26 protein-coding genes are annotated in these 26,392 nt (G+C 68.6%); 11 read left to right on the forward strand and 15 right to left on the reverse strand.

The features are described 5' to 3' along the window. Nucleotides 1-398: 398 nt before the first annotated feature. A complete protein-coding gene (locus ACWEKR_RS19015; protein ID WP_195089515.1) occupies nucleotides 399-1,598 on the reverse strand; it encodes an esterase/lipase family protein in 1,200 nt (399 codons plus the stop codon). A 358-nt stretch (nucleotides 1,599-1,956) separates the two neighbouring features. On the opposite strand from ACWEKR_RS19015, the gene ACWEKR_RS19020 reads away from it, so the two are divergent. Both ACWEKR_RS19020 and ACWEKR_RS19025 read left to right on the forward strand, forming a co-directional pair. Beyond that, nucleotides 1,957-2,562 carry a YdcF family protein gene (locus ACWEKR_RS19020; RefSeq protein WP_452355578.1) on the forward strand — a complete coding sequence of 202 codons (606 nt, stop codon included), beginning with the start codon at nucleotides 1,957-1,959 and terminating at the stop codon, nucleotides 2,560-2,562. Nucleotides 2,563-2,608: 46 nt separating this feature from the next. Beyond that, nucleotides 2,609-3,646, forward strand: a complete 1,038-nt coding sequence (locus ACWEKR_RS19025) for a fused (3R)-hydroxyacyl-ACP dehydratase subunits HadA/HadB (protein ID WP_452355579.1) — start codon at nucleotides 2,609-2,611, stop codon at nucleotides 3,644-3,646. Between the two features lie 10 nt (nucleotides 3,647-3,656). Here the strand turns inward: ACWEKR_RS19025 and ACWEKR_RS19030 are convergent, their stop codons facing one another. From ACWEKR_RS19030 to ACWEKR_RS19045, 4 genes are read right to left on the reverse strand one after another with little or no spacing between them, the layout of a single operon-like run. Then, entirely contained in the window at nucleotides 3,657-4,709 is a 1,053-nt protein-coding gene (locus ACWEKR_RS19030) for an LLM class flavin-dependent oxidoreductase (protein WP_452355580.1), read from the reverse strand. Nucleotides 4,710-4,751: 42 nt separating this feature from the next. Continuing rightward, nucleotides 4,752-5,774 (reverse strand): alpha/beta hydrolase, encoded by a 1,023-nt coding sequence (locus ACWEKR_RS19035; RefSeq protein WP_452355581.1) that lies wholly within the window; start codon nucleotides 5,772-5,774, stop codon nucleotides 4,752-4,754. A 2-nt stretch (nucleotides 5,775-5,776) separates the two neighbouring features. Next, nucleotides 5,777-6,727, reverse strand: coding sequence for an acyl-ACP desaturase (locus ACWEKR_RS19040; protein ID WP_452355582.1), 951 nt, complete (start codon nucleotides 6,725-6,727; stop codon nucleotides 5,777-5,779). 57 nt (nucleotides 6,728-6,784) lie between these two features. Further along, nucleotides 6,785-7,765: a transcriptional regulator gene (locus tag ACWEKR_RS19045; protein WP_452355583.1), complete on the reverse strand. Its 981-nt coding sequence runs from the start codon at nucleotides 7,763-7,765 to the stop codon at nucleotides 6,785-6,787. Nucleotides 7,766-8,294: 529 nt separating this feature from the next. Here ACWEKR_RS19045 and ACWEKR_RS19050 point away from each other — a divergent pair. Further along, on the forward strand, nucleotides 8,295-9,845 hold the full coding sequence (locus ACWEKR_RS19050) for an acyl-CoA carboxylase subunit beta (protein ID WP_452355584.1): 1,551 nt from the start codon (nucleotides 8,295-8,297) through the stop codon (nucleotides 9,843-9,845). Nucleotides 9,846-10,056: 211 nt separating this feature from the next. On the opposite strand, the gene ACWEKR_RS19055 is transcribed toward ACWEKR_RS19050, so the two are convergent. The 7 genes from ACWEKR_RS19055 to ACWEKR_RS19085 form a co-directional block, all read right to left on the reverse strand. Continuing rightward, nucleotides 10,057-10,638 carry an Rv1733c family protein gene (locus tag ACWEKR_RS19055; RefSeq protein WP_452355585.1) on the reverse strand — a complete coding sequence of 194 codons (582 nt, stop codon included), beginning with the start codon at nucleotides 10,636-10,638 and terminating at the stop codon, nucleotides 10,057-10,059. After that, nucleotides 10,620-11,279 carry a TetR/AcrR family transcriptional regulator gene (locus tag ACWEKR_RS19060; protein WP_452355586.1) on the reverse strand — a complete coding sequence of 220 codons (660 nt, stop codon included), beginning with the start codon at nucleotides 11,277-11,279 and terminating at the stop codon, nucleotides 10,620-10,622. The genes ACWEKR_RS19055 and ACWEKR_RS19060 overlap by 19 nt, the downstream gene beginning before the upstream one ends. A gap of 179 nt (nucleotides 11,280-11,458) precedes the next feature. Beyond that, on the reverse strand, nucleotides 11,459-12,409 hold the full coding sequence (locus ACWEKR_RS19065) for a helix-turn-helix domain-containing protein (protein ID WP_452355587.1): 951 nt from the start codon (nucleotides 12,407-12,409) through the stop codon (nucleotides 11,459-11,461). Nucleotides 12,410-12,498: 89 nt separating this feature from the next. Next, the gene (locus ACWEKR_RS19070; protein WP_452355588.1) at nucleotides 12,499-13,443 is read right to left on the reverse strand and encodes a helix-turn-helix domain-containing protein; all 945 of its coding nucleotides are present in this window, start codon (nucleotides 13,441-13,443) and stop codon (nucleotides 12,499-12,501) included. 317 nt (nucleotides 13,444-13,760) lie between these two features. Further along, nucleotides 13,761-14,825 (reverse strand): fused (3R)-hydroxyacyl-ACP dehydratase subunits HadA/HadB, encoded by a 1,065-nt coding sequence (locus ACWEKR_RS19075; protein ID WP_452355589.1) that lies wholly within the window; start codon nucleotides 14,823-14,825, stop codon nucleotides 13,761-13,763. Nucleotides 14,826-14,999: 174 nt separating this feature from the next. Further along, nucleotides 15,000-16,400, reverse strand: a complete 1,401-nt coding sequence (locus ACWEKR_RS19080) for a lipase family protein (protein WP_452355590.1) — start codon at nucleotides 16,398-16,400, stop codon at nucleotides 15,000-15,002. A 229-nt stretch (nucleotides 16,401-16,629) separates the two neighbouring features. Continuing rightward, nucleotides 16,630-17,805 carry a lipase family protein gene (locus ACWEKR_RS19085; RefSeq protein ID WP_452355591.1) on the reverse strand — a complete coding sequence of 392 codons (1,176 nt, stop codon included), beginning with the start codon at nucleotides 17,803-17,805 and terminating at the stop codon, nucleotides 16,630-16,632. A 343-nt stretch (nucleotides 17,806-18,148) separates the two neighbouring features. Here ACWEKR_RS19085 and ACWEKR_RS19090 point away from each other — a divergent pair, with 343 nt between their 5' ends. Further along, nucleotides 18,149-18,391 carry a hypothetical protein gene (locus ACWEKR_RS19090; RefSeq protein WP_195089491.1) on the forward strand — a complete coding sequence of 81 codons (243 nt, stop codon included), beginning with the start codon at nucleotides 18,149-18,151 and terminating at the stop codon, nucleotides 18,389-18,391. 10 nt (nucleotides 18,392-18,401) lie between these two features. On the opposite strand, the gene ACWEKR_RS19095 is transcribed toward ACWEKR_RS19090, so the two are convergent. Then, nucleotides 18,402-19,511 carry a lipase family protein gene (locus ACWEKR_RS19095; RefSeq protein WP_452355592.1) on the reverse strand — a complete coding sequence of 370 codons (1,110 nt, stop codon included), beginning with the start codon at nucleotides 19,509-19,511 and terminating at the stop codon, nucleotides 18,402-18,404. A gap of 117 nt (nucleotides 19,512-19,628) precedes the next feature. Here ACWEKR_RS19095 and ACWEKR_RS19100 point away from each other — a divergent pair, with 117 nt between their 5' ends. The 4 genes from ACWEKR_RS19100 to ACWEKR_RS19115 all read left to right on the forward strand — a co-directional run bounded on the left by ACWEKR_RS19100 (nucleotide 19,629) and on the right by ACWEKR_RS19115 (nucleotide 21,791). Then, nucleotides 19,629-20,204 (forward strand): DUF2599 domain-containing protein, encoded by a 576-nt coding sequence (locus ACWEKR_RS19100; RefSeq protein ID WP_452355593.1) that lies wholly within the window; start codon nucleotides 19,629-19,631, stop codon nucleotides 20,202-20,204. A 34-nt stretch (nucleotides 20,205-20,238) separates the two neighbouring features. Further along, on the forward strand, nucleotides 20,239-20,898 hold the full coding sequence (locus ACWEKR_RS19105; protein WP_452355594.1) for an SDR family oxidoreductase: 660 nt from the start codon (nucleotides 20,239-20,241) through the stop codon (nucleotides 20,896-20,898). 64 nt (nucleotides 20,899-20,962) lie between these two features. Continuing rightward, a complete protein-coding gene (locus tag ACWEKR_RS19110) occupies nucleotides 20,963-21,265 on the forward strand; it encodes a putative quinol monooxygenase (RefSeq protein ID WP_043690427.1) in 303 nt (100 codons plus the stop codon). 298 nt (nucleotides 21,266-21,563) lie between these two features. After that, the gene (locus ACWEKR_RS19115; protein WP_452355595.1) at nucleotides 21,564-21,791 is read left to right on the forward strand and encodes a hypothetical protein; all 228 of its coding nucleotides are present in this window, start codon (nucleotides 21,564-21,566) and stop codon (nucleotides 21,789-21,791) included. Nucleotides 21,792-22,021: 230 nt separating this feature from the next. Here the strand turns inward: ACWEKR_RS19115 and ACWEKR_RS19120 are convergent, their stop codons facing one another. Together ACWEKR_RS19120 and ACWEKR_RS19125 are read right to left on the reverse strand one after the other, a co-directional pair. Then, the gene (locus ACWEKR_RS19120; RefSeq protein WP_452355596.1) at nucleotides 22,022-22,909 is read right to left on the reverse strand and encodes a helix-turn-helix domain-containing protein; all 888 of its coding nucleotides are present in this window, start codon (nucleotides 22,907-22,909) and stop codon (nucleotides 22,022-22,024) included. 90 nt (nucleotides 22,910-22,999) lie between these two features. After that, nucleotides 23,000-23,221: a DUF397 domain-containing protein gene (locus tag ACWEKR_RS19125; protein WP_063019990.1), complete on the reverse strand. Its 222-nt coding sequence runs from the start codon at nucleotides 23,219-23,221 to the stop codon at nucleotides 23,000-23,002. Between the two features lie 326 nt (nucleotides 23,222-23,547). Between ACWEKR_RS19125 and ACWEKR_RS19130 the strand changes: the two genes are divergently transcribed. The 3 genes from ACWEKR_RS19130 (at nucleotide 23,548) to ACWEKR_RS19140 (ending at nucleotide 26,304) form a co-directional block, all read left to right on the forward strand. Next, complete coding sequence (locus ACWEKR_RS19130) at nucleotides 23,548-24,345, forward strand: SAM-dependent methyltransferase (protein WP_452355597.1); 798 nt, start codon at nucleotides 23,548-23,550, stop codon at nucleotides 24,343-24,345. A gap of 223 nt (nucleotides 24,346-24,568) precedes the next feature. Continuing rightward, entirely contained in the window at nucleotides 24,569-24,802 is a 234-nt protein-coding gene (locus ACWEKR_RS19135) for a hypothetical protein (protein WP_452355598.1), read from the forward strand. A 239-nt stretch (nucleotides 24,803-25,041) separates the two neighbouring features. Continuing rightward, nucleotides 25,042-26,304, forward strand: coding sequence for a PucR family transcriptional regulator (locus ACWEKR_RS19140; protein WP_452355599.1), 1,263 nt, complete (start codon nucleotides 25,042-25,044; stop codon nucleotides 26,302-26,304). Nucleotides 26,305-26,392: the final 88 nt, after the last annotated feature.

Here is a 26,392-nt window from a genome sequence, read left to right on the forward strand (position 1 = left end):
GCGAAGATCACGGAGCTGCGCGGCAGCGGCTGCGTCGCGGGTGGAAATAGCGACGAGCGGATCGGACGCGGCGGCGAAGTCACCGGAGCGCTCCTCCGGCCTCGGGTCGAAAGCGTTGATACAGCGGCCTTCTCGGCCCGTCGAAGCAGACGGCCGACGTCCGGCGCCCCGGCGGTCGGCACTGAAAAGGTCCAGAAACCCCGATGCCCACCGAGCAGCGGGTGCGAGGAGCCGCTCGGTGGGCATACCGCCCCGCGCGGGGGACGTGCGCGCCGGACAGAGGCGGGTTGAGGATCCCGTCCGGCGGGCAGCACGCGTGGCGGTCGGTGCTCCCGTCGAGCGGCGGACGGAGTCGGGGCACGAGCCACGCCGCTCGACGGGAGCAGGTCATCCGGTGATCACAGCGAGCCTCCGCCGCCGAGCAACCACGGGTTGAAGGTGCAATCCAGATTCGGATGTCCGGCCGGGTCCAGCGCGCGCAGCGCGATGGACAACGCCCGCGGCGAATACATCATCGTGAGGTGGTCGGACACGTCTTGTTCGCATCCGTCCTGCAGCGTGATGTTCTGCACCGTCACACCGGGCGCCGCCTTCAGGAAGGTCAAATCGTAGGGATTGGTGATTTCGTCGTAGCGGGTGCCGACGACGGTGTAATCGACACCGGAAATGGTGTCGCCGCCCGCGTTGAGTTCGTTGACGAAGTCCGAGCCGATCGTCTGCTGGATACCGGCGTGCCCGACGAAGATCTCGATGAACCCGAGGATGTCGATACCGAAGTTGTTGATCGCCCGGCCCAGCGCACCGATGCCGTCCAGACTGGTGCCGTGATGCGTGGCGCCGTAGGTGATCAGGTTCTTCACCTTGGCCGCGCCGCCCTCGAACTTGGTGTACCAGTTCGACATCGACCCGCCCTGTGAATGCGCGACGAGGTCCACCTCCGATGCCCCGGTCGCGGCCAGCACCCGATCGACGAAGGTGGCCAGCTGCTTGGCCGAGTCCTGGATGTACCCGGTGCCCATCACGCCGGGCAGCACCGATCCGAGACCACCGCCCTCGAGCAGGTTGGACCGGCCGTAGTTGAAGGTGAAGGTGCAGAAGCCCGCGTCCTTGATGGGTTGCCCCATGAAGGCGAAGCCGTTGTAGGCGTTCATCCAGGTGCCGTGCACCAACACCACCGGACGCGGGTGTTCGGCGGTCGGCTTGCAGTTCCAGTCGTTGGCCCCCGGCGGCGCGACGTCCGGATGGGTGAGTCCGTAGCCGAACGCGGCCAGCCACGACGTCATCGGCGGACCGTAGCCGACGGTGTCGCTGGCGTAACCGCCGGAGGACCCGGAACTGCTGCCCGACCCGCCGTAGCAGTCGCCGGAACCGTTGCCCGAGCCCGCGCCACTGCCCGAGGTGCACGCCGAGCCGGTGCCCGCACTGCCCGAATCGGCCACCGGCGCCACCTTGCGGCCGGCCGCGATGTAATCGGCCAGCTGTTGTTCGGTGGGCTTCGCCTCCGGCGCCGCGTTGGCGCCCGAGGCGCCGACGGCGAGCACCGACACGCTCAACAGCACCGCCGCCAAAGACGAGCGCCCATAGGTACTTCGTTTCATGAGTTGCCTTCCTGCAGAACCACGGTGTTCGACCACCGGCGCCGTTTTCGCTGGTCATCGGCACCGAAGCTGCGCCAACGCTAAAACCGCCGAACGCGGCGACCTATGCGGAACGGCTGGGTCTGGAGAGCTCACGAATGCGATTTGCCCCGGCTAGGGATGGGACACAAAGGGCGCTGAAAGGGCGATCCGGCAATTTCCCGAATAGGGCAGACGGCACAAGCGGGCGGCGGTGGAACGGTGAATTCTCCAGATCACCAAGCGATTACGGTTCCGCCACGACCGACGGCCGCATCATGGATGGACGCTGCACCCCAGCCATCGGTGGCCATCCGATGGCTAACCGCTTGGAGATCCCTTGTCCGCCAGTCCGGTTTCCCTCGCTCGCGCCATGCTGGGCGCGCTCGCGGTCACCGCCGCGCTGATCCAGCTGCCGTCCGCCCATGCGGACAACTCCGGTTCCGCCGAGGCCGCCCCCGCGAGCACCGCACCCTTCGCCCTCGTCCCCGGGCCGTCGCCCACGGTGCGCGGGCCGGTCACCGCCATCGTCGTGCTCGGCTACGGGCTGCTGCCCGACGGCGGCATGCGCCCGGAGTTGATCGACCGGCTGCGCGCCGGATACCTGCAGGCCCTGCTGGCCCCGGTCTCGCCTGTCATCGTGACCGGCGGCAACGCGCGCAACGGCGTCACCGAGGCGCGGGCCATGGCCGACTGGCTGCTCGCCCGCGGCATCCCGGCGGCGCGGATCCACCTCGAACCGGAGGCAGGCACCACCGCGCAGAACGCGGCGCGCTCGGCCACGATCATGCGCGCGATCGGCGCACACGACGCGGTGGTGATCACCTCCGCCGACCACGTCGACCGCGCGGTGGGCACCTTTCACGACGCCGGGGTGAACGTCGTCGGCACCGTCACTCCCGAGCAGGTGCCCTCCCGGATCTGGCGGTTCGGCCCCTTCGCGTGAGGGCGAACCCACACCGAAACACCGTTTTCGCAATACAGGAGCAATCATGAACGACATCGCGGTGAATCCCGCCGATCAGGCGAGGTCGCTGGTCGATCATCGTTACCGTTCCACCTTTCACTACGAAGTGGAACGGGAAAAGATCCGCGAATTCGCTCGTGCCGTCCAGGATTCCCATCCGGCACACCGGAGCGAGGCCGCCGCGGCCGAACTCGGCTTTCCCGGACTGATCGCGCCCGCGACATTCAGCGCGATCATCCTGACCAGGGTGCATCGCGAAATTCTGGACACGCTGATCACCGGTTACGACCCGACCCGTATCCTGCACGCGGACCAAGTCTTCGACTTCGGCAGGCCGTTGGTCGCGGGCGACCGCCTGACCTGTGACATCTACTTCGAATCGTTCCGGCACTTCGGCGACTACGACGTCCTCGCGATCAAGAGCGTGCTGATCGACCAGCACGGCGCGGTGGTGCAGACCGGGTCCAGCGCGCTGCTCGCGCGCGTCGGCGGGCGCGATCCGGGGTTGGCCGACGCCGTGCGCAGAGTTGCCATGGGACAGAGTTTCCCGGGCCCGACGGCGGACGGCAGTGCTGTGGTCCCGGCCGCTGCGGACCATCTCACGCCGTCGCCGACCCACCGCACGCCACGGCCGCGCGTAGCGTTCGCCGACTTGTCGGTCGGCACGGAACTGCCCGTCCGCACCATGCGCCTGTCCCGGGGCGATCTGGTCAACTATGCCGGAGTGACCGGCGAATCGAATCCGGTGCTGTTCGACGAACGAGTCGCCGTCGCCAGCGGCCTGCCGACCGTGGTCGCGCCCGGCATGCTGAAACTCGGCATGGCCACCTCGTTCCTCAGTTCCTGGCTCGGTGACCCCGCCGCGGTCACCCGTTTCCGTGCACAGTTCGCGCACAACACCCACCACCTGCGCGTCCCACCGCTGGGTGTGGGCACGATCCGATTCCGCGGCCGGGTCACCTCGATCGATCCGCGCAGGCGGCGGGCGACCATCGCGGTCGACGCCCGCGCCGAGGGGCGCAGGCTGTTCGGCTACGCGGCCGCCGAGGTGCTCTTCCCGTAGACGGCGGCGGTCAAGCCGCGGTATCGGAGCGCGCTGCGGCTCGATCGGCTGCGCCCGCGCCGCCCCGCGACAAGCCGGCGAGCAGTGCCAGGCGGCGATGCGATTCCAGCCGCGCCGCACGGTCGTAGGTGCTGGTGTGCACAAGGATCTCGTCGGCGCCGGTCCGGTGCACCAGCCGCGCCAGTTGCCCGGCGACCTCGTCCTCGGTGCCGTACAGCTGGCCGCGCAGCCCGTCGTCGACGAGCCTGCGCTCCCGATCGGTCATGTTGCGCGCCTCGATCTCGGCGGGCGGCAGCAGGGGCGGGAACTCACCCCGGGTGCGCGCGTACGCGGCGGACCACGCCTCCGGCAGCAAGAGCCGATGGGCCTGCGCGGTGGTGTCGGCGATGACGATCGAACCGGACACCACGACGTACGGGGTGGCGCCGGCCGGACCGGGGCGGAACTCCGCACGATAGCGCTCGATGGCCTCGATCATGCGGTCCTCGCCGCCGACCGCGGCGATCACCAGCGGCAACCCGAACCGGGCCGCGCGCTCGGCGCCGGACCCGCTCGCCAGCAGGAACGCGGGAACACGCAGCCCCTGAGCGGGCCAGGCGTGCACGCCCCGCCTGCCTTCGCCGAAGTACGCCAGGAGTTCGGCGAGCTGGGCATCGAAGTCATCCGCGTCGCCCTTGTCGTGCCCGAGCGCACGACGCACGCCGTCGGTGAATCCGACCGAGCGGCCCAAGCCCATGTCGATGCGTCCCGGAAAGAGCGATTCCAGCACGCCGAACTGTTCGGCGACCACCAAGGGCTGGTGATTGGGCAGCATCACGCCGCCCGTGCCGACCCGGATCCGCGCGGTCGCCGCCGCCACCGCCGCCGCGAGCACGGTCGGCGCCGACCCGGCCACTCCCGGCACACTGTGATGCTCGGAGACCCAGAAGCGGTGATAACCCCACTCCTCGCTGAGCCGCGCGAACTCGACCGTCTCCCGCAACGCGGCCGGATGGCCCTGGCCGCGCCGGACGCGCGAGCGATCGAGGACGGAGAACCGGACAGTGGACAGCGCCGAGGTCATATCGGTGTCAACGCGAGCGCGCCGCGCTGATTCCGCCCGCGATCACGAGGACGCGGGCAGCCCCAGCGCCTGCGCCAGCACCCGCCACGCCCGCGGCAGCTGCGCCTGGAAATCCGGCCACGTGTGCATGCCCTCCGCGGTGTACTCCACGGTGGCGGGAATGCCCAGCTGCGACAGCCGGCCTGCGAACCGCTCGGTGCAGGCGCGGGCGCCCGCCTCCAGCGCCGCGCCGCCGCCCGCGGTGCGCAGCGCCTCCGCGACCGTCGGGGAGTTCGCGACCGCCACCAGGTCGGCGCCGGTCGGCAGACCGGCAGCCGCCGAGAGGTAGATCGCGGTATCGCGCAGGCGTTCCGCGTGCAGCAGGCTGTCGTGCGCGGCCCATTCCGGTGAACTCGGCGGGCCCCAGAGATTTTCGACGTTGCCGCCGCGTGAGGCGACCGTGATCGTGGTGACCGCGTGACCGAGCGGGTCGGCGGTGGAATAGCAGCCGCTCATCCCGGCGACGGCGCGATACCAGCCGGGGTGCCGCTGGGCGAGCATCATCGCCGCCTGCGCGCCCATCGAGACCCCCGCGATGGCACGGCGCCCGTCGGTGCGCAGCAGCGATTCCACGATGGGCGGGAGCTCGGTGGTGAGGAACGTCTCCCAGCGGTTGAGTCCCAGCGCGGCGTCCTGCCGCATCCAGTCGCTGTACATGCTGCCGGTACCGCCGCCGGTGAGCACCACGTCGACCGGTTTGCCCGCGAAGAATTCGGCGGCACCGCCCTTGGTCAGCCATGCCGACGTGGCGTCGCCGTCGACGCCGTCGAGCAGATACAGCACCGGACGCGGCCCCTCGCCGCTGCCGCGCAGCACATCGACGGTGATGATCCTGCGCATCGCCGCGGAGGCGATCGACAGGCGTTCATGACCGGGCGTGACCTGCTCGATCGAGAGCAGCCCGGTCCGGGTCATGGCCGGGTCCACCGCGGGCGGCGGGGCCGCGGGCACCGGATCGGCGAGCACCGGCGCAGCGGTGACGGCGGCGATGAGGGCCATCGCCGCCGCGGTCATCGGCGCGCGCATGCTCATCCTGCCGCGGCGGCCCGCTCCGCCTGTCTGGCCGCCGCGCGTTCGCGCTGCTCCTGGAACCGCCGCGCCCGGATGTCGAGCTCGGTGAGGTAGGTGTGCAGTTCGTCACGCGCGCGTTCGCCGTCGCCGGCCAGATCGGTGCGTTCGAAGACCCGCCACGCACGCAGCACCGGACCGACCACCACGTCGAGATGCTGGCGCAGATCGTAGATGCCGTGCTTGGCCAGCAACACCGCGTTGCGCCGGAAGCTCGGCTGGGCCGCCCCGGGCATCTGGAAGCGGGTGACCACGGAGGTGATCGCGCGCAGCGCTTCGTTCGGCACCAGGTCCAAGGCCGCGGCGCTGATGTTCCGGTAGAAGATCATGTGCAGGTTCTCGTCGGCGGCAACTCGCTGCAGCATACGCTCGGCGAGCGGTTCCGCGCAGGCCGCTCCGGTATTCCGGTGGCTGATCCTGGTCGCCAGCTCCTGCAAGGTGACATAGACCACCGAGCGCAGGAACTGCTGTTCTTCATCGGGTTTGGCGAACCCGGTCGTCATGTGCGCCATCCTCGCCTGCTCCAGCGACACCGGATCGACCGCGCGGGTGACGACCAGATAGTCGCGCATCACGATGGCGTGGCGGTTCTCTTCGGCGGTCCACCTGCCCACCCAGGTGCCCCACACGCCGTCACGCGAGAACGAGTCCGAGATCTCCCGGTGATACGACGGCAGATTGTCCTCGGTGAGCAGATTGGTGATCATCGCGGTCTGCGCGACCGCGGAAAGCCGGGATCGGCCCGGTTCCCAGTCGATTCCGCCGAGGGCGGCGAAATTCCGGCCGTCCTCCCACGGCACGTAATCGTGAGGATTCCATGGCTTCGCCTGGCGCAGATGGTCATTGAGCAGGCGTTCGGCAGTCGGCTCGAGTTCGCGCAGAATATCGCGATCGGACAATGCGGTGGTCACTCGCACTCCTTTGCTCACCCTCGACATCAGGGCATACTCGACGATAGCGGGGAGAAATCATGCCGAACGACCGATCACGCGATCGTTGGACGAGGTGACGATCGTCATATGGCCCGGCTGGGGCAGTTCACAACCCGGCACCTCCCCCGCGTCGGCCACCCGATACAGCCCCGGAGCCCGGCCCGCCGCCCGCACCCGGTCCAGCAGGTCGTGGGCACGCCCCGCCAGTTCGGGGATGCGCGCGGTGCGCCCGGTGGCCACCGCCGCGGTCAACGGCACCTCGGCGGCCGCACCGACGATCGCCAGCACATCGTCGGTCACGGTGAACGCCCCGGTGCGGGCAGGCACGTCGTCGAGCGGAACCAGCACGGTGCCGCCCGCGGTGGAGAGCACCGACAACGCACGCGAGCCGAGCGGATCGGCCAGCGCGGCCTGCACGCGACGGAGCTTGCGCCGGGCCGCCTCGGTGCCCGAGACGGGTCTTCGCTCGTCCGGATGCGCCGGAATGCCCAGCGCCACCACCTGGTAGGACCGGGCGATCGGAATGCCGGTGGCTCGGGCGAGCTCGCCGACGGCGTGGCCGCCGAGCAGCGCGGAGACCAGCGTCTGCGCGGCGGTCTGATGTTCCCGCGCAACCGCGCGATGCTCGTCCACGTAAGCCGTGGACGCCGCGACGGTCACCATTTCCAGCACGTGGACCGCCAGCCGGGCACCCGCGAGAAAATGATCGGCCCGCTCGTCGGTGGCCTCGTCGGCGAGAAATTCCAAACCGTCGCGTATTTCGTCGTGATACGCGCCGAGCACCGTTTCCAGCGCGATGCCTTCCCGGGCCCAGCGCGAGGCGGAACCGGCGATCTCCGGGGGGCGCGACGCGGTGGTCGCCCGTAGCGGAACCAGCCGTTCGACGGCGGCCGCCAAACAGTTTCGCGCGGTGCTCGCCACATCACCGGACGTGTCGTGACCGGAACGCTCGGCCAAATATTCGACGAGTTTCGACGCCCACGTCTCGGTACTCGTTCTGGGCTGCCTGTCCATCATGCCTCCCAAAGGCTAGCGACGGATCGTGATGGAATCGATATATGGCGCACCGAATCGGGTAAGTCATCAGCGGCCGCCCGGCTCGTTGGGCGCGATCACAAGCGTTGCGAAGGGATTTCGCGACGGCGGCAGGCTGCTGCGGAGAGAACGGCCGCGCCATCCTGGGTTTCGGATCCCGCCTGCGCCGGCGCAGGCCGCCGATTTCCGGAGTATGTGACGCAGCGCCGTCCGCGCATGTCCGGCGCTGCGTCGAGATCACCCTAGATCCGTGGGCACGGACTGAGAAGACTCCCTCGGCGCACTGAGGACTGTTCATCGACGCCTGCGGGCACGATTGGGACGTCGCACAGTCCGTGTCGTCGCAGCGGACCGGACCGTCGCGTGCTATGAACCGAGGAATCGCAACGCAAGCCTGTGAGCTGTTCCACGACATCTTCCGAACCGCTGTGCCGTGCATCGCGGCGCCGATAGCATCGAGCGCCGCGCTGCCGTACGGCGTCGCGACGAGTTTCGAAGGGCTACAACACATATGAGCGGTACGCGAGAGAAGCTGGACGAGCTGCGGGGGATCCTGGAGCTGGCCGAGGAGCCCGCAGGCGAGAGCGGCATCGCGAAGCGCAAGAGTAAGGGCATTCCCAGCGCGCGAGAGCGGGTGCGTGCACTCCTCGACCCTGGGAGTTTCGTGGAGATCGGTGCACTGGTGCGCCAGCCGGGCACGCCGGGAGCGATGTACGGCGACGGCGTGGTGACCGGCCGCGGCCGGATCGACGGCAGGCCGGTCGTGGTGATCGCGCACGATCAGACCGTCTTCGGCGGCTCGGTGGGCGAGATGTTCGGCCGCAAAGTCGCCGCCGCACTCGATTTCGCCACGAGGAACGCCTGCCCGGTCGTCGCGATCAACGACTCCGGCGGCGCCCGCATCCAGGACGCGGTGACCTCGCTGGCCTGGTACGCGCTGATGAGCCGCCGCCAGGAACGGCTGTCGGGCTTCGTACCACAGGTATCGATCATGCTGGGCAAATGCGCGGCGGGGTCGGTCTACGCACCGGTGAACACCGACGTCCTGATCGCGACCGAGACGTCGTACATGTTCGTCACCGGCCCCGAGGTGATCAAGGAGGTCACCGGCGAGGAAGTGACCATGGAGGAACTGGGTGGCGCGCAGGCGCAGGCGGCCACCGGCACCGTCCATCATGTCGCCGCCACCGAGCAGGACGCGTTCGACTGGGCGAGGACCTATCTGAGCTATCTGCCATCGAGTTGCCTGGAGCCCGGCCCGATCGTCAACCCGGGGCTGGAGCCGCAGATCACGCCGCACGATCTGGAGCTGGACTCGATCATTCCCGATTCCGATCGGCAGGGCTACGACATGCACGAGATCTTGCTGCGCCTGTTCGACGACGGTGACTTCCACGAGATCAGTGCGGCCACCGCGCAGAACATGATCACCGGCTTCGCCAGGGTGGACGGGCGCAGCGTCGGGGTGATCGCGAACCAGCCCTTGGTGCTCGGCGGCGCGATCGACGCCAAATGCTCGGACAAGGCGACGCATTTCATCCGATTGTGCAATGTCTTCGGGTTGCCGCTGATCTTCGTCGTGGACACCCCCGGCGTGCTGCCCGGCGTGGAGGAGGAACGTAGCGGGGTGATCAAACGCGGCGGGCGGTTCTTCCGCGCGGTGATCGAGGCGACCGTACCGATCGTCACCGTCGTGGTCCGCAAGGCTTACGGCGGCGGCTACGCCGTGATGGGCTGTAAGCAACTCGGCGCCGACGTCAGCCTGGCCTGGCCGACGGCGCGCATCGCCGTGATGGGCGCGGAGAGCGCGGTGAGCATCGTCGGTAGACGTCAGCTCGCCCAGCTGCCCCCGGAGCAACGGGCGGGTATGCGCGACTCGATGATCGAGCAGTACAACGCCACGGTGGCCACGCCGTGGATCGCCGCCGAGCGTGGTTACATCGACGCGGTGATCGAGCCGTCCCGGACCAGACTGGAGATCCGCCGCGCGCTGCGACTGCTGCGCGAGAAGGAGGCGAGCGCCGAACCCAACCCGCGCAAGCACAGCCTCTTTCCGGTCTGAGGCGACCTCCGGCTCCGGTTATGCTGTGTCACAACGTAACCGGATCTATGTGGTGGGATCTCCGGCGATCGGCGCCGAATCCGGCCGCCGGGCAGGCCGATGCCTTACTCTCAGGTCAGTGCCGGGTCGCGTCGTTCGCCGCGTCGCGCCGGCACGCGACGTGCCCGCTGCGCCTGTTCCCTACCCTCGCCCGGCGGGCACGCCGCACCACTCAGCCGTGGCCCCAGGTGAGGTCCGCCGCGATCCACTCGGATTCCCACCGCCGCAGCCGCCGGCGATCCAGTCCCCGCCGCACCAGCAGGTAGCTGCCCGCGAACACGACCGAGACCCCGAGCATCGCGCCGGCGGTGAGCATCACCGCCTTGCTGGCGGGCCGGCTCGGCGAGGGCGGCTCCACGATCGCACCGCGCTCGTTCAGCCAGATCGGCACGGTGGAGCCCGGCTCCACCACCGTGGTCGACTGATAATCGCCGGTGTGTGCTACGCCGTCGGCGTCCTTCCAGGACACCCGGGCCGGCACCACCGGCGCGTACAGCGGTGCCTTCCCGGTCTCGACGACGGTGGCGTCCACCTGATGCAATCGCGCCGTCTCGGCCCGCACCGCGGCCGTTTCGGTGCGGTACACCCGGCCGCCGACGGTCACCGCCAGCACGGGTACGACGATCAGGAAGACCAGCGCCAGCAGCACCGCGACGCCGGTTTGCACGCGGTCTTCCCTGCGGCGCAGTGGGTTTCGATCCAAGCCGACGCGTCGGCACGTCCGGTGGTACATGTTCACCGACCCGGTAGACATGACGGTGACTCCTCGGTGCGGAATTCGGTGGTGAGGGTGACGAGGGTGTCGAAGAACTCTTCGACGAGGCCGGGCAGGCCCATGGGGTCCGGGCCCGCCGCCCAGCTCTGCAGCGCCGCGAGCAGCATGCCCGCGCCCGCGCCCACGGCGACGGCCGGACGCGGATCGGTCAATGGATCCACGGCGAGGCGCGCCGCGATGATCCGGACCGATTCGCGCTGCCCGTCGATGCGGATGCGCTGATAGCCGGCGAACAGCCCGGGTTCGTCCTCGAAGCGCTGGAACAGGACCCAGCGGCGGGCCAGCAGCGACGCGCGTGCGCCGCCGTACTCGGCGGCGAGCCAGTCGTGGACGGCGTTGCGGTAGGCGATCAGGGGCGGCTCTGCGGGCGGGCGACGGCACAGCGCCTCGTTGAACAGGTGGACGTCCTGATCGACATCGCCCAGGATCGCCTCCTCGATGGAGGTGAAATGCCTGCTGAACGTGCGCCGGGTGACACCGGCCCGCACCGCGATGTCCTCGACGGCCACCGCCTCGAGCCCCCGCTCGGTGAACAGGTCGAACGCCGCCCGCGACAGTGCCTCGCGGCTGCGCCGAGTGCGCAGCCGGCGGCCGTCCAGACCGACGCCGTCGTCGCTCATACGTAGAGCGTACGCCCTATTGTCCCAATGGGACAATACTTTGCCCTTTCCCGGCATGCGGATCACCTCGCACAGGAGATGCCCGATTCGGTCAGGCTGAATCGCGGTTCAGATCAGGCGGAGGCCACCGCCGGGCCGCGTGCCCGCTCCCCGGGGATGCGCGGCGGTGCGGCAGCCGGTCACCGGCGCGGGCGGTCCACGGGTTCGTCGACGGTCGGCGGGACGCCGTCGCGCAACACCTCGATCAACCGGCGGGAATGCGCAGGCGAGGGAGCGAGCAGCGAGAGCTGGTTCAGCACCGCGTAGTACACGTCCAGGTCGGCGATCTTGTCCAGATACAGCGCGCTGGTCAGCTGCTGGAGGTAGACGATGTCGGGCAGATCCGCTTCGGCGAAGCGCAAGATGGTGAACGCACCGTCGGTGAGCGCCGGGCCGCCCACCGGGTCGGCCAAGACCTGAATGGTGACGTTCGGCTGCGCCGCCACACGCAGCACGTGGTCGAGCTGGGCGCGCCAGACAGTCGAGCCGCCGATCCTGCGGCGCAGCGCGGCTTCCTCGATGATCATCCACAACCGGGGCGGGTGCGGGCCGGCGAGGATGTCCTGCCTGCGCATGCGCAGCGCGACACGGCGTTCGATCGCTTCCTCCGGCTCGCCCGGATGCGAGAGGGTGAGCAGCGCACGAGCGTACTCCGGGGTCTGCAGCAGTTCGGGAACGGCCCGCGGTTCGTAGCTTCGGATCAGCCGCGCCGCCTGTTCCAGCCCGAGGTAGGTGTCGAACCATTTGGGCAGCCAGTCGTTGTCCCGCGCCCACCAGCCCGACGCACTGGCTTGCCTGGCCAATTCCAGGTACCGCTCGCGTTCGGCGGGATCGCTCACCTCGTAGAGGTCGAGCAGGTCGACCAGGTCACGTTCCCGGCACCCGGTGCGCCCGAGTTCCAACCGGCTGATCTTCGAATGCGACCCGCGAATGGCTTCACCCGCCTCTTCGCGAGTGAGGCCACGGGCCTCCCGGAGACGACGAAGCTTGCCACCGAGCACCATACGAAGGACCGTCGGACCGCCGCCGGACACCGGATCAGCACCGAGCCCGGGCGCGTCGGCCGACTGTCGTACGTTCGAAGGACGCATGCCACGAGTCTGCCATGGCGACCGGATCATGATCTACGGCCGAAAGTCCCTGTACGGACGAATTTTCATGGTCGCCCGGGCGCGGCCGGTCAGGCGGAAGCCGAGGGCAGGTCCACGATTCGCGGCTCGCGTTCGCGCAGCGCCGCGACGAGGTCACGGGTGTACTCGGGCGGTGCGGCGTGCACCGACAGCAGATTCGCCACCGCACGGTAGGCCGCGAGATCGGCGTCCTTGTCCAGGTACAGCGCGCCGGTGAGCTGTTGGAGATACACGATGTCGGGCAGATCCGCCTCGGCGAAGCGCAGCATGGTGAACGCGCCGTCGGCCAGCGCCGGGCCGCCGACATGATCGGCGAGCACCTGCACCGTGATGTTCGGCGCGTCCGCGGCCCGCAGCATGTGCTCGAGCTGGTCCAGCCACACCTGCGATCCCCCGATCCTGCGCCGCAGCGCCGCCTCCTCGACGATCAGCCACATCTGCGGCGGATCGGGCCTGGTCAGTATTTCCTGGCGGCGCATCCGCAGGGCCACCCGCCGCTCGATCGATTCCTCGTCCTCGTGCGGATGCGCGAGCACGAACAGCGCGCGGGCGTAGTCCGGAGTCTGCAGCAGCTCCGGGACGACTCGCGGCTCGTAGCAGCGGATGAGTTGCGCGGCCTGTTCCAGCCCGAGGTAGGTGTCGAACCACTTCGGCAGCCAGTCGGTGTCGTGATGCCACCACCCCGACGTGTTCGCCTGCTGGGCCAGCCGCTTGAACTCCGCGCATTCCGCCTCGTCCGTGACGCCGTACAGCGCGAGCAGATCCACCAGGTCGCGCTCGCGAAAGCCGGTCCGCCCCAATTCCAGACGGCTGATCTTGGAGTGCGACCCGCGGATGGCCTCGCCCGCTTCCTCGAGCGAGATGCCGCATGCCTCCCGCAGCCGCCGCATCCGGCCGCCGAGGATCATCCGCAAGGCGGTCGGGCCGCCCTCGGCGGCGGGAGCCGTTGCACGAGCGATGGATTCGTTCCGAGGCCGCACTACCGAAGCACGCATGTTCAAAGTCTCGCACGAGCACCCCGGACACTCCAGCACCGAGCCCCGCCCAGCGACGCGAATGCGCAGGTGCAAGCACATCCGCAAGATCGTTCCCGGGTGGCCGGGCCCGCACTTCCGGCGCAGCACGACCGTCGCGCGAAACGATGCGGTTCGGACGGCTCGAGACAGCGTGCCCGTGGGTACGCGACTCCCGGGTCGACCGCGAGGAACCCGCCGGAAGCCCTGCGTGCGCAAGCGAAAGCGCAGCCCTGGAAAGCTTCAGGCGACGAGGGCCGCCGATGGCGGGACTGTTCGCGCCGCGGGCGGCGCTCGCTTCAGCGCAGCAGCACGTCCGCCGTCGCGCGACCGAACAGTTTGCGCTCCCCGCAGGTCGCCGTCAACGCGATGGTCGCGGCACGGCGCTCCGGATCCAATTGCTTGACCCGGCCCCGGAATTCGATCTCGCTCGCCTTGGTCGCAGGCACCGGCGCGAACCCGGCGAACCGCACCCCGTACCGGGTGAGGGCGGCCGGATCATCGAGCCACGAGGTGAGATACCCCGCGCCGAGGCCCATCGTCAGCAGGCCGTGCGACACCACGTCGGGCAGCCCGGCGCTGCGCGCGACCACGTCGCTGAAGTGGATCGGATTCGAATCTCCCGACACACCGGCGTAGTTCACCAGATCTCCACGGGAGAGCAGCACCGTGCGCGGGGCGAGCTCCATGCCGACGGACAAGTCCTCGAAAGCTGGAGCGGTCCGGGGTGCTCGCGGCGCGTCGGACGCGTCCGGCCGCAACTCCTCGTCGAAGCTCTCGATCAATCCGCCGTCGTCACCGGCATCGCGCGCGGCCGCCGCGTCCGTGCGGTCGGCGGCCGACTGCCCGGTCATGATCACGCCCTCGACCGCCGCACGCAGATCGGCGGCGAGATCGACCCCGGTCTGCGCCACCGCCGTGGTGTGCGCGGTCTGCAGCACCTCCTTGTGCTGGTTGCTCAGCACGTTCTTGGTGACCATGAAATCCTTGTCACCGAACTGCCGGAACGACTCGATATACGAGTCGCACCGCACCTGGTCACCCGCGACGATCGGCCGGTGCACCTGGATCGACTGCTCGGTCTGCAGCACCTGACCGAGGTCGTAGCCGGTGAGCACGGACTCGAACATCTTGCGCTGCACCAGCATCAACACGATGGAGGAGAACGTCAGCGGCGCGACGAGCCCGTCGAAGCCGAGTCCCGCCGCCGCGTCCTCGTACCGGTGCGCCGGATGACCATCCTGCAGCGCTCGCGCGAATTCCCGGATCTTCTCGCGCCCCACCTCGTACGGGTCGGTCAGGCGGTAATGCCGTCCCACCAGCGCCTTGGCTTGCTCGGACGCGGTGGTCGTGATGTCGTTCATGTGCCTCTCTCGCAATACGGGCGTCACCCCGCCCGGACCGGCCCACCGTACCGAAGCGATGACGACACCTCGGGAACGCCCTCGCCAAATCTGGGCATACGGGCCCAAGGGGACACGTGTTGATCGCAAACGCAGGCACACCGCGTTACCGGCCCTTCCGGCGCCGTCCTCCGGTCAGCACTCGTCGGGCGCCCGGAATCCCCGCAGCCGGTCGTCCAGCCAGATCATCGCGTCCGGATAGCCGAGCGCACCGGCGATGATGTGCTCACCGAGCACACTGCGGTACACCGCGGGCACCCCGAGCCCGCACTGCTCCAGGTAGAGATTGCGAGCGCCCTCGGCCGGGATCCAGAACTCCTGTTCCCCGTTGTAGATGAACAGCGGCGTGGCCGACCGCATGCCCGCCATCTTGGTCACCCGATAGATGTCCGCGGCCAGCGCGGAATGCAGTGGATCGGGGAAATTCGCGGCGATGTCGATCGGCAGCATCAGCACGCCGATCGCTCCGAAGCTGCTGCCGCACATGTTCTTGACCGGGGAAGTGGCCACCCACTGGGCGAGATTGTTCATCCCGGCCAGGATCTCCGGCCGCTCGCGGCCGATCCCGAACACCGCGCCCATGAAGATCGCCGAGGCGAGGTTGCCGTTCATGCTGCGCGCCAGGATCTCGAAGTCGGCGGGCACGCCGCCCAGTGCGGCGCCGACGATCACGTCCGCCAATTCCGGTGCGTAGCCGTCGATCAACTTCACCGCTCCGTGGGTGGCGATCGCGCCGCCGGAGTATCCCGTGAGACCGAACCGCGCGGCGCCGAACTCCTCCGGCAACAAGCCGCGCACCGCCCGGATCGAGTCGAGCACCGCGTGCCCGGCCACGATCGGTTCGGCGTAGGCCATCGAAGGACCCTCGTGATCCGGGATCAGCACGGCGTAACCGCGCAGCGCCGCCACGTGCGTCGTCGGCGGCAGGAAGTCGGTGGTGCTGGTGTCGGGATTGAGCCCGTGCGCGAGGGTGTATCCCGGCGTGCAGGTACGGCCGAGGGCGTCGATGGGCAGGTTGTTCACCACCACCGGCCGCTGCCCTGGCCCCCGCCACGGTGCGGCGGGGACGATCAGCGTCGCCGTGGCGTACGACGGCGCGCCGTGGGCGTCCGTCGTCCGGTATTTCACCAGCAGCGCGCGCTCGATGGGCAGCAGCATCAACGGCGCTGCGGTCGGGCGCACGTCGCGGACCTCGATGACCTCTCCCGCGGCCAATTCGCCGAGATTCGCGGGCCGCAGGTCGAACATCGGGTCGCCGACGGGCGCGGGCAGCGTGGCCGTGCGCAGCGCGGACAGCGACGGTGACAGTGTGGTCGCCTCGTGCGTGGGGAAAGCCGGCTCCGGCAGCGGCGCGATCGGCGGCGGCGGAATCACTTGATCGATGAGTTGTTGCAACGCGGGCAACAGTCCGCCGGGCGGGAGGACGCCGGACACGCCGGCCGGTGGCGGGGCGGGCGGTGGCTCTGCGGCGGCGGGGACGGCCAGCACGAAGCCGGCGGCGAGCAATGCCACAGCAATGGCACGCGAGATTCTCATGGCACACGCCTTCGGGTGCGGAACGGCAACGTCGTCTGGCACCCGGGCGCACTGGCCTTCGACCCCCGAAATGTTCAGACCGGGAGCCAGGACGTCAGGCTACGTCAGCGCCCCGGACCGCATGCGGTAAAGCGTCCGAGTTGTGCTGTCGCGTATCCATATCGCAACAACCGGACCGAGACCCGTATCCGGACAACGGGTCCCGGTCCGGCCGTCCGCCGAGCGTCGCTCAGCAATTGCTCGGCGCGGGCTCTCCTCGGAAACGGGCATCCAGCCAGTTCAGTGCCGCGGGAATGCCGAGCACCGCCGCGGTCAAATGGTCCGGAACCGGGATCTCCGCGGTCTGCACCCTGGCGCCCGCCGCACACCACCGCTTGTCGGTGTTGACCACCGCGTCGATCGGGATGAGACCGTCGATCGGTGAGTGCCATTCGAACACCGGCGTCTTCGGCACTCCGTCGTAGAGTTCGAGGCTGTTCTCCTCGACCACGCCGCGCGCGGTGTCGTCGTTGATCATCGAGGTCGTCTTGGCGAAGTCCAGCGCGCCGCGGCCCGCTCCCGTGGCGAGGATGTCGTTGGTGCAGCTGTTGGCGATCTGCGCGCGGGCGGCCAGACCCCGTTCGTTCAGCTGGTCGCTCAGCGGGAACCGAGTAGGATACTCACGCTCCAGCCCGAACCCGGCGGCGAACGCCAGACCGAACACCGGATGCGGGTTCAGCCCCAGTCCCTCGAGCATCTTCACCAGATTCATCGGCACGCCGCCCATGGCCGCGCCCGCGATGTCGAGCTCCGGCGCGTACTTCGGCTGCAGGGCCGCCGCCCACGCGGTGGCCATTCCGCCGCCGGAGTATCCGACCATCGCCACCGGGCTGCGCTGCACACCGAGCTCGGCGACCTGCTTCACGGCGCGAATCCCGTCGAGCGTGATCTGCCCGCCGAGTTTCGCGGCGCCGTAGGCGAAGTTCGGGCCGAGGTGGTCGGGCAGCGCGACGCTCCAGCCGCGGGCCAGCAGGACGTTCCAGCCGGGCGCTTCCCGCACGACCAGATTCGGATCACCGGTGTAGAGCACCCGGGAGACCGAGCACTCGGAGCCGAGCCCGTTGATGATGTGCTGGAACGACAGCAGCGGGCCGTCGGGCCGATGAGCCTTCGGCGTCAGCACCGTGGTGGTGGTCGCGATCGGTTTCCCCTCCGAACTCGTCGACCGGAACCGGATCACGGTCACCGTGGTCTCCGGGAAGATCGCCAGCGGCGGCATCACCTTGGTCGCGATGACGTCGCCGGGTTTGCGGTCGGCGATATCCGCGGGTGTCGCATAGAACGGATCCGGATCGGGCTCGGGGTACAACGGTGTGCCGACCGCCGCACCGGCCATGCTCGCGACCAGCACCAGGCCCGCGGCCATCGCTCCGATCGCACGTGCGAGACGTCGTCGCCCCACTCCCCTACCCAGCGAACGTGGGCCCTGACTCATCGACGTGTGCCTCCTGAATCATTCAACGCTGTGCTCATCCTCGGCAACATCACCGCCCGGAACACCGCCCGCCGCGATCATGTTGACATTTCACAACTTTCGACCGCCCGGACGGTGCCGGCCGTGCGCCTCGGCTGGTGACTGTACCCCACCGAAGGAGGTCCGTTCTGTGACATTTCCAGCCGATAACCTGGAACATGTTCTCAGCTGTGGCGACCCCTTACCGTCAGAACTACCGGCGCGGCTGCCGCACCGGCAGGAAGGAGACGGTGGCATGGACGGCACTGCGCGCAGACTCGCCGACCGCGACGACATCCTGGATCCGCCGAATCAGCGGATCACCGTCCACTTCGACGGTCCCACCCCCGAAGACGCGCTGGTCCTCGAATACGCGGCGACCAGGACCGAGGCATGGGAGTTCACCTCGGCCGCTGCCCACGCCGGACTCACCGTCACCGTCGACGGCCAGGTTCGTCCCGGCCTGCGCAGGCTACCGTGCCGCTCGCTCTGGCGCTGAATGAGCGGGCTCAGAGCCGGTCGAGCACATCCCGGAGGAACGCGAGCGCGTCGGGGAACGCTTCCCGCGCCGCACCCAGATGATCACCGGGATACCAGCCCACCCGCAGATCGGTGCCGGAGGAGCGCAGTTCCGCGATCAGCTCGAGCGTGAGCGGCGCGGGCACTTCCAGATCGGTGACTCCTTGACCGAGATACAGCGGCACGGCGTAGCCACTGGTCGGCACCTTCAACATCGTGCGCACGGTGGCCAGCAGCGCGGGGTCATCCAGCGGCCGCGACAACATGGCGCCGATGCCGATGCCGGACACCTGGGCATCCGCCTCGGTGGCGCAGTCCTCCTCCACGACGCGCAGCACGTCCCGGCCGATCGGGGTCAGATAGCTGTCGATGTCCAGCTCGGGCGCGCCGGCTCGCAATCCGGCCAGCAGCATGGCGAAGTAGGTCGTCGTCTTCTGCAACGGCAGCCGCGGCAACCAGGGGCCCGCCAGCGGAAACAGCGCGTCCAGATTCGACGGCGTTCCGGTCGAGGCCGCACCGCGCAGATCGAGTTCGGGGGCGTCCCCAGATGCGAGGTGGGCGGTGAACAACGCCGCGTGCCCGCCCTGCGACTGACCGAATACCGCCCAGCGTGTACCGAGCGAGGGGGCGACCGCCCGTGCGGCGCGCACGCCGTCGATGATGCTGCGGGCCTGGGCGGGGCCGTCCAGATAGGGATGCACGCCGGGGGTGCCGAGTCCGACATAGTCGGAGATCACGACCGCGTATCCGGCGCGCAGCAGGTCCGGGTAGACGGATGTCAGGTAGTAGGTCCGGGGTTGCAGCGTGAACGCGCACTCGTCGGCGATCCCGGAGGTACCGTGCGCGTAGGCGACGATCGGCCAACCGCCCTCCGGCGGAGTGCCTTCGGGCAGATACAGCACCTCGGTGCTCTGCATCGGCCCGCGCGGGCCACGCGACCAATACGTCAGCCGTTCGGCGGTCGTGGCCCCCTCCACATGCAGCCGCCCCGCCAGCTCCACCAGATCCGTCACGGTGCCCGGCGCCTCGCCCACCCGCGCGTCCGCGGGCCCCGCCAAGGCGACCGTCACCGAGACCACGACGCCTGCCGCCCCTGCCATGATCCGTCCACATCGCACCGACCGACTATCCCCACCTCGGGCCCTACCGGCAAGCCACCACAATCGGTGGCCCCGCCGGGGAACCTCGCCGCGGCGGCGTGGGCTCGCTAGGCTCGGATGAGCACGCCGGAAAGCGGTGCCGAGGAGAACACAGGAGGTTCGACCGTGGCGCAGCGGTACCCGCAGGGCCTCCGCACCCGGCGGAGCGCGGCCGTTCTGCTCGCGGCCGGCCTGCTGCCCTCGGTGGTCGCCTGCGGAGCCGACGCGTCCGGGCCTCCTCCGAGCCCGACCACGGGCACGACGACCACGACCACCTTCGGCAGCGCGGTGGTGTCGCCGGTCTCGACACCGCAGGCCGCCGTCCCGTCCGTCGACCCCTACGCGGGACAGCCGCTGGTCGATCACGTCACCTGGACCGAGACGATCGACGGACCGCGGCTGCTGGTCTTTCCCACGCAGGCCGGTCGGCGGACCACCTTTCCCGGCTCGGACGAACGGGCGTGGCAGGAGGTCATCGACGGGTCGGCGGATGCCGACGCACCGGGCATGCGCGATCAGTTCGTCTGCCATTGGGCGTGGGCGCGCCTGGTCCAGCCGGACAAGCCGAGCTGGAACCTGGAACCGTGGCGCCCGGCGGTCGGCTACCAGGCCACCGTCGAGGCACGCTGTAATCCCGGCGGTCCCGAGCGCTGAGCACGGGTGCCGCCCCGACCGGAAGGAGCGATCCATGCGCGTCGTCATCGCAGGCGGACATGGGAAGATCGCCATGCTGCTGGCCCCATTGCTCACCGGGAGCGGTCACGAGGTCGTTTCCCTGATCCGCAATCCCGAGCACACGGATGACGTGCGCGGCACCGGCGCCGAGCCGGTGCTGTGCGATCTGGAGAACGCTGGCGCCGACGAGGTGGCGGACGTGGTGAAAGGCTGCGACGCGGCCATTTTCGCCGCAGGCGCCGGGCCGGGCAGCGGCGTCCACCGCAAATACACCGTCGACCTGGGCGGCTCCGTCCGGTTGGCCGAAGCGGCGGAGCGCACCGGGGTAAGACGCTTCCTGCAGATCTCCACGATGGGCGCAGGCCGGCCCCCCGCTCCCGGTACCGACGAGGTGTGGGCGGCGTATATCGACGCCAAGACCCAAGCCGAGAACGATTTACGGAGTCGGGATCTCGACTGGACCATCCTGCGGCCGGGCCGGTTGATCGACTCCCCTGGCACCGGGCTGGTGACTCTCGCCCCGCCCCCGGTCGGGCACGGCGACGTGCCCCGCGCCGATGTCGCGGCGGTATTGGCCGGACTGCTGCCCGCCGTGCACACCTCCGGGCAGACCCTCGAACTTGTTTCGGGTCACACCCCGATTAGCCAGGCAATTGCACAGCTGGCCGTCTGAGGTGCCGCGCAGCGCGCTACCACCCTTGCCGATCGACCGCAACGGTCACGATGGGAGAACAACCGTGTTCAGCCGAATCGTCTCGATGAAGATCCGCCCCGGCTCCCGCGCCGAGTTCCTGGCGGCCATATCGCGCAGCGCCGACGCCTCGGTGCGGACCGAGCCCGGCTGTCTGCGGTTCGACATCTGCGCAGATCGGGTGGACCCGCACCGCTTCTTCCTGTACCAGCTCTACACCGATGACGAGGCGGCGGAAGCGCATCGTTTCACCGAACATTTTCTCGCCTGGCGGGCCGCGGCGGACCAATTCGTCGAGCCCGGTACACAGATCGATTACAGCACGGACGTCCTATTCGGCCGCGACTGAATATCCCGCGGCGGGCACCGCATCCGCAAACATCCGGCCGCGAAATACGGCCTGCGCACGTGCAATCGATCGTGCAGATGTGCTTGCATGTGAAAGGTACAGCGGCATAAACTCGGTCCCGCAACGCTTTACAGGGGACCATCAGGGGAGGCCGCGTGGGCGAGCCGAAGGCCGAAGCCGCCATGGGTTTGCCGCCGCCAGACAAAGCAGGGGCGTTCGAATGGAACATCCACTTACCGGCGGTCGGTTCGGATCAACCGACACCGCACTGGCCGACCAGCCAGCGAACGGTAGACATATGAGCACATTACCGGCCCACAGCGGCCACACCGATACCGAATTCTCCCGGGAAACCGCCGTGGCATACGTCATCCATGCCGTCGAATCCACCGGGGCGGCCACTCGGCACGATTTCGATATCGACCGGATCGTCACCACCGCGCACGCGATGGCCGACGACTGGGATTTCGAGGCATTGCAGCCCGCGACATTCTGGCGAATCGCCTCTAGTTTCATCAAGCAGTAGAGGGTCCCGCCGTCCGAGCCCGGCGGGAGTCACAAAAACACGGTGCCACGAGCACATTCGTCGCGTCATCCGACGCCGGTGGAAAGTCACCACCATGCCACCGACGTCGGGCGTCGACCCGAAAACGAGTATTTCCGGCGGTTACCGCCGCCGAGCGATTAGACAGCAAAGTAAAACCGAGCGGCCACCTCCGATATCGGAGGTGGCCGCTCGGTTGATATCCCGCGATCTCAGTGCCCGTCGGCGTACTTCTGCATGATCTCGATCGACTTGTCCGGACGCTCGGCCTGCACGCTGAGCCGGTCCATCACCGACAGGTACAGCGCCAAGTCCTGTCTGCGCTCGAGATACAGCGCGCTGGTCAATTGTTCGAGGTACACGATGTCCGGCAGTTCCTGCTCGGCGAAACGCAGGATGCTGAAAGAACTCCCCGCCGCGGCGTGCTCACCCGCGGTGAACGGCAGCACCTGGATCGTCACGTTCGGGAGCTTCGCCAGCCGGATCAGGTGCAGCATCTGCTCCCGATGCACCTGCGGGCCGCCGACGGGCCGCACCAGCGCGGCTTCGTCGAGCACCGCCCAGACCACCGGCGGGTCCGAGCGGAAGAGGATCTCCTGCCTGCGCTGACGTACCGCGACCCGCCGATCCATGTCGCCGTCCTCGTACCCGAGTGCCACGACAGCCCTGGCGTATTCGGGTGTTTGCAGCAAGCCGGGAACAAGATGCGACTCATAGGTGCGAATCTTGCTCGCGGCCTGCTCCAGACCGAGGTAAGTACCGAACCAGTGGGGCAGCAAGTCGCTGTAGCGATGCCACCAGCCGGGCTCGTTGGCCTGCCTGGCCAGTTCGAGGAACGACTCGCGCTCCTCCGGATCGTGGACGCCGTACAGGGTCAGCAGGTCGCGGATGTCACGTTCTTTGAAGCCGGTACGGCCGAGTTCGAGACGACTGATCTTGGCGTGCGATCCCCGGATCGCCTCGCCGGCTGCCTCGCGGGTGATGTTCTTCTTCTCCCGGAGCTTGCGCAGCTGGCCGCCCAATGCGATGCGTAGCACGGTCGGACCACGTTCCGCGACAACGGATTGCACATGACCATCGTCATCGGGTTCAGCGATCATCGAGTTCGTCTCCGATACTCCGGGGGTTGCCCACAGTGTGTCACAACCACCTGTCGCGAAACACACCGCACCGACCGCCAATGTTACCGCTCAGCTAGTCAAATAGTCGAACTCCCCGGCCTTCGCGCCGCGCACGAACGCATCGATCTCCGGACGGGTGTAGATCAGGACCCCGCCTTCCGGGTCCCGCGAGTTACGCACTGCGACCTGGCCGTTGGCCGTTTCGGCCACCTCGACGCAGTTGCCGCTCGCATTACTGAAGGAACTCTTGCGCCAAGTTCCGACGATCTCGTTGGTGGATGTATCCGACATCTTCCCCACTCCTCGGTTACCGCAGTTAGGCGATTCGGTTCGTGCAGATGCACGTTCAAACGTTCTTGCATCTGCACCAACACCGGACGATAGCACGAAGTTCGCCCTCTGTGCGGCCGCCGATCGCGACCGGCGGGCCGAGGATGTGAAACACGCTCGCCTCGCCTGGCGAACACCGAGATCAGCTCCCCGATCCAGCCCGCTGGACGGGTGTGAATCTTGTACTGTCACAGTGCACATCGGATGTACCAGTCATTCGCGACGCACCCACGCACCCACCGGCACGGCAGTGTCGCGGACACATTTTTGCCGAGGAGTACAACCCCATGCCCGAAGACCACAGCCCTCTCATCCGGACCGACATCCCCCACTCCGCACGCATCTGGAACTACTGGATGGGCGGCAAGGACTATTACGAGATCGACCGCATCGCAGGCGATGCCGGCATCGAGGTCGATCCGGACATCACCACCATGGCCGTGCAGTCGCGCCAGTTCCTGATCCGCGCCGTGCGCTACCTCGCAGGCGAGGTGGGCATCCGCCAGTTCCTCGATATCGGGACCGGCCTGCCCACCATGCAGAACACCCACGAGGTCGCCCAGAGCGTGGCGCCGGAGTCCCGGATCGTCTACGTGGACAACGACCCCTTGGTGCTCACGCACGCGCGTGCGCTGCTCACCTCCACCACGCCGGAAGGCGTCACCACCTACATCGACGCCGATTACCACGATCCCGAGCGGATCATCGCCGACGCCAAGAACGTCCTGAACTTCAACGAGCCCATCGGCGTGATGTTCATGGGCGTACTCGGCCACGCCAAGAGTTACGACGAACTCCTGCGGATCGTGCACACGGTGCTCGAGGCCGTGCCCTCGGGCAGTCATCTGGTGCTGTGGGACGGCACCGACGACAGCAAGGCGTACGTCACGCTGTGCGAGAACTACACCGGCACCGGTGGCACTCCTTATGTCCCCCGCCCGCAAGCGCAGATCAAGGCGGTCTTCGACGGCCTGGACCTGGTGGAGCCGGGCTTCGTGTCCATCACGCAGTGGCGCGCAGGCGCCACGGAGGTGGGCGAGTCCCGGCCGATCTCCGCCTACGGCGGGGTCGCTCGCAAGCCGTAAGGCCCCTGGACGCCAAACCGCAAGCGGCACAGCGGCGGTCGCCGGTCTCGCACCGGCGACCGCCGCCGCATTTTCCGGCGGCCGATCGTGCAGATGTACTTGCATTTGCAAGCGACGGAGGCATAGACTCGAACTCGAAATCGGGGAGGTACGCAGGGAGTTCGAGCTTGCGTCGCCGGCACGTCGACCTCCTCGCCGCACGTCGGACGCGAGGGGTTGTCGAATGATCGAGCCATTTCGAACTTCTCCTCGGGTTGCCGTCATCGATGGCGGCGGCGAACCTCTGCGCCACTACCCGGCACCGGAGTTCGCCACGTCCGATTGCGGGGCCGAGCCCCGCGGCCTCACCTACCGGCAGGCGCGCGACATTCTCTCCGCGCACGAGGTCCACGGCCCGCAGTGCAGGCAATGGCTGGCGGCCGCCGCCTACTTGTCAGCCGGGCTGGACGACGAGTAGATCCACCCTTCGCTCGGCACAGCAGCATTCGGCGCAGCGCGTATCCCCGCCGGCGTAGTGACGGGAGCGCGACATTTCGCCCTCGGCATCTGCACGGGCCAGCGCGGTCGCGGGAAAGGGCCGAGTGCCGGACGATCTCACGGATCGCTCCCCCTGCACACGCCCCTTTCGTATAGTGATCGATCGACCCGGGCGCGATATCTCGCACGCCCGGCGTGGCATTGGGGAGCGAACTCGTAATGACCTACTCCGCGTTGGATCTGTCCACCGACTCGTCCGACCCGGTGCTGGAAATCGGCGGACAGCCGGCTTCGGTGCCCCTGCAGAACACCGACAGCGTGGCCTCGCACATGGTCGGATACTTCGAGAACGTCATGGCTCCCTGCCGCACCCTGCCCGGCGAGCAATTACGCGGTGACGTCACAAAACTCACCCGCAGCTGCCTGAACCTCGCCGCCGAGATGTTCGACAAGCGCACCGTGCCGGACGAGCACCAGCTCGGTCCGGTCCGGGCGGCGGCCGCCCGCTGGGCCAGGGAGGGCGTGCCGCTGAGCACCATCCTGCGCGCCTACCACGAAGGACTGCGCATCGCCTTCGGTCTGGTCACCGCGCCGGCGGAGGCCGACGACGTGGAGGAGGTCCTGGTCGCCGCCGATCTACTGCTCGAACTGCTCGAGGCGATCACCGCGGCGGTCTCCGACGCCTACGTCGACGAGCAGCACCTGGTCGCCAAGGAGCACCAGACGGCGGCGCAGACGCTCGCCTCGGCGCTGCTCAGCGGTCGCGGCAGCTCGGCTCTGGCGCGACAGACCGGCATTCCGATCGCGGAGTCGTATCAGGTTGTCGCCCTGTCCATTCCGGACCATCCGGACGAACGCGACCCGCGCGTCGACGGGAACGTCGCGGCACGCCGCAAACTACGTCGGCTGCAGTCCGAGCTGGCCACCGTGTTCGCCTCCCGCGCGCTCGCCCTGCTCAGCGCCAAGGGCGGCACACTGCTCATCCCGCTGGGCGAGGGGGCCGAGACCGCCCTCACGACCGCGACGCTCGAGCTGTTGGCCGACGCCGCCGAGGTCCCGCTCACCGCGACCGTCGTGCCGACCGACACCGATCAGATCCCCGAATCCGCCGACCAGGCGCACGAGCTGCTCAATCTCGTGCGCCTCGGCGTCCGGCCGCCCGGTCTGTACCAGATGTCGGATCTGGCGGTGGAGTACCAGCTCACCCGCAGCGGCCCGGCCACCCGGCGGATCGCGACCATCCTCGACCCGCTCGACGCCCATCCCGAGCTGTTCGACACCATGCGCGCCTATCTCGGCAACGACATGAACCGGCAGCTCACCGCGCGCCAGCTCTACGTGCACCCGAACACCGTCGACTACCGCCTGCGCCGCATCGCCCAATTGACCTCGATCGACCTGGCGACCTCGGCGGGCATCTCCCAGGCGGCGATCGCTCTGCTGGCCCGGGATCTGGACCGCAGTGTCGCACGCCGTCTCTGACCTGCGTCCCGTGACCGAACCGCGACCTGTAACGGATTCGTGCTGGTCACCGGAGCGCTGACTTGCGATCCTGGTAGTGCCGCGACGT

It is taken from the genome of Nocardia sp. NPDC004573 (assembly GCF_053602135.1).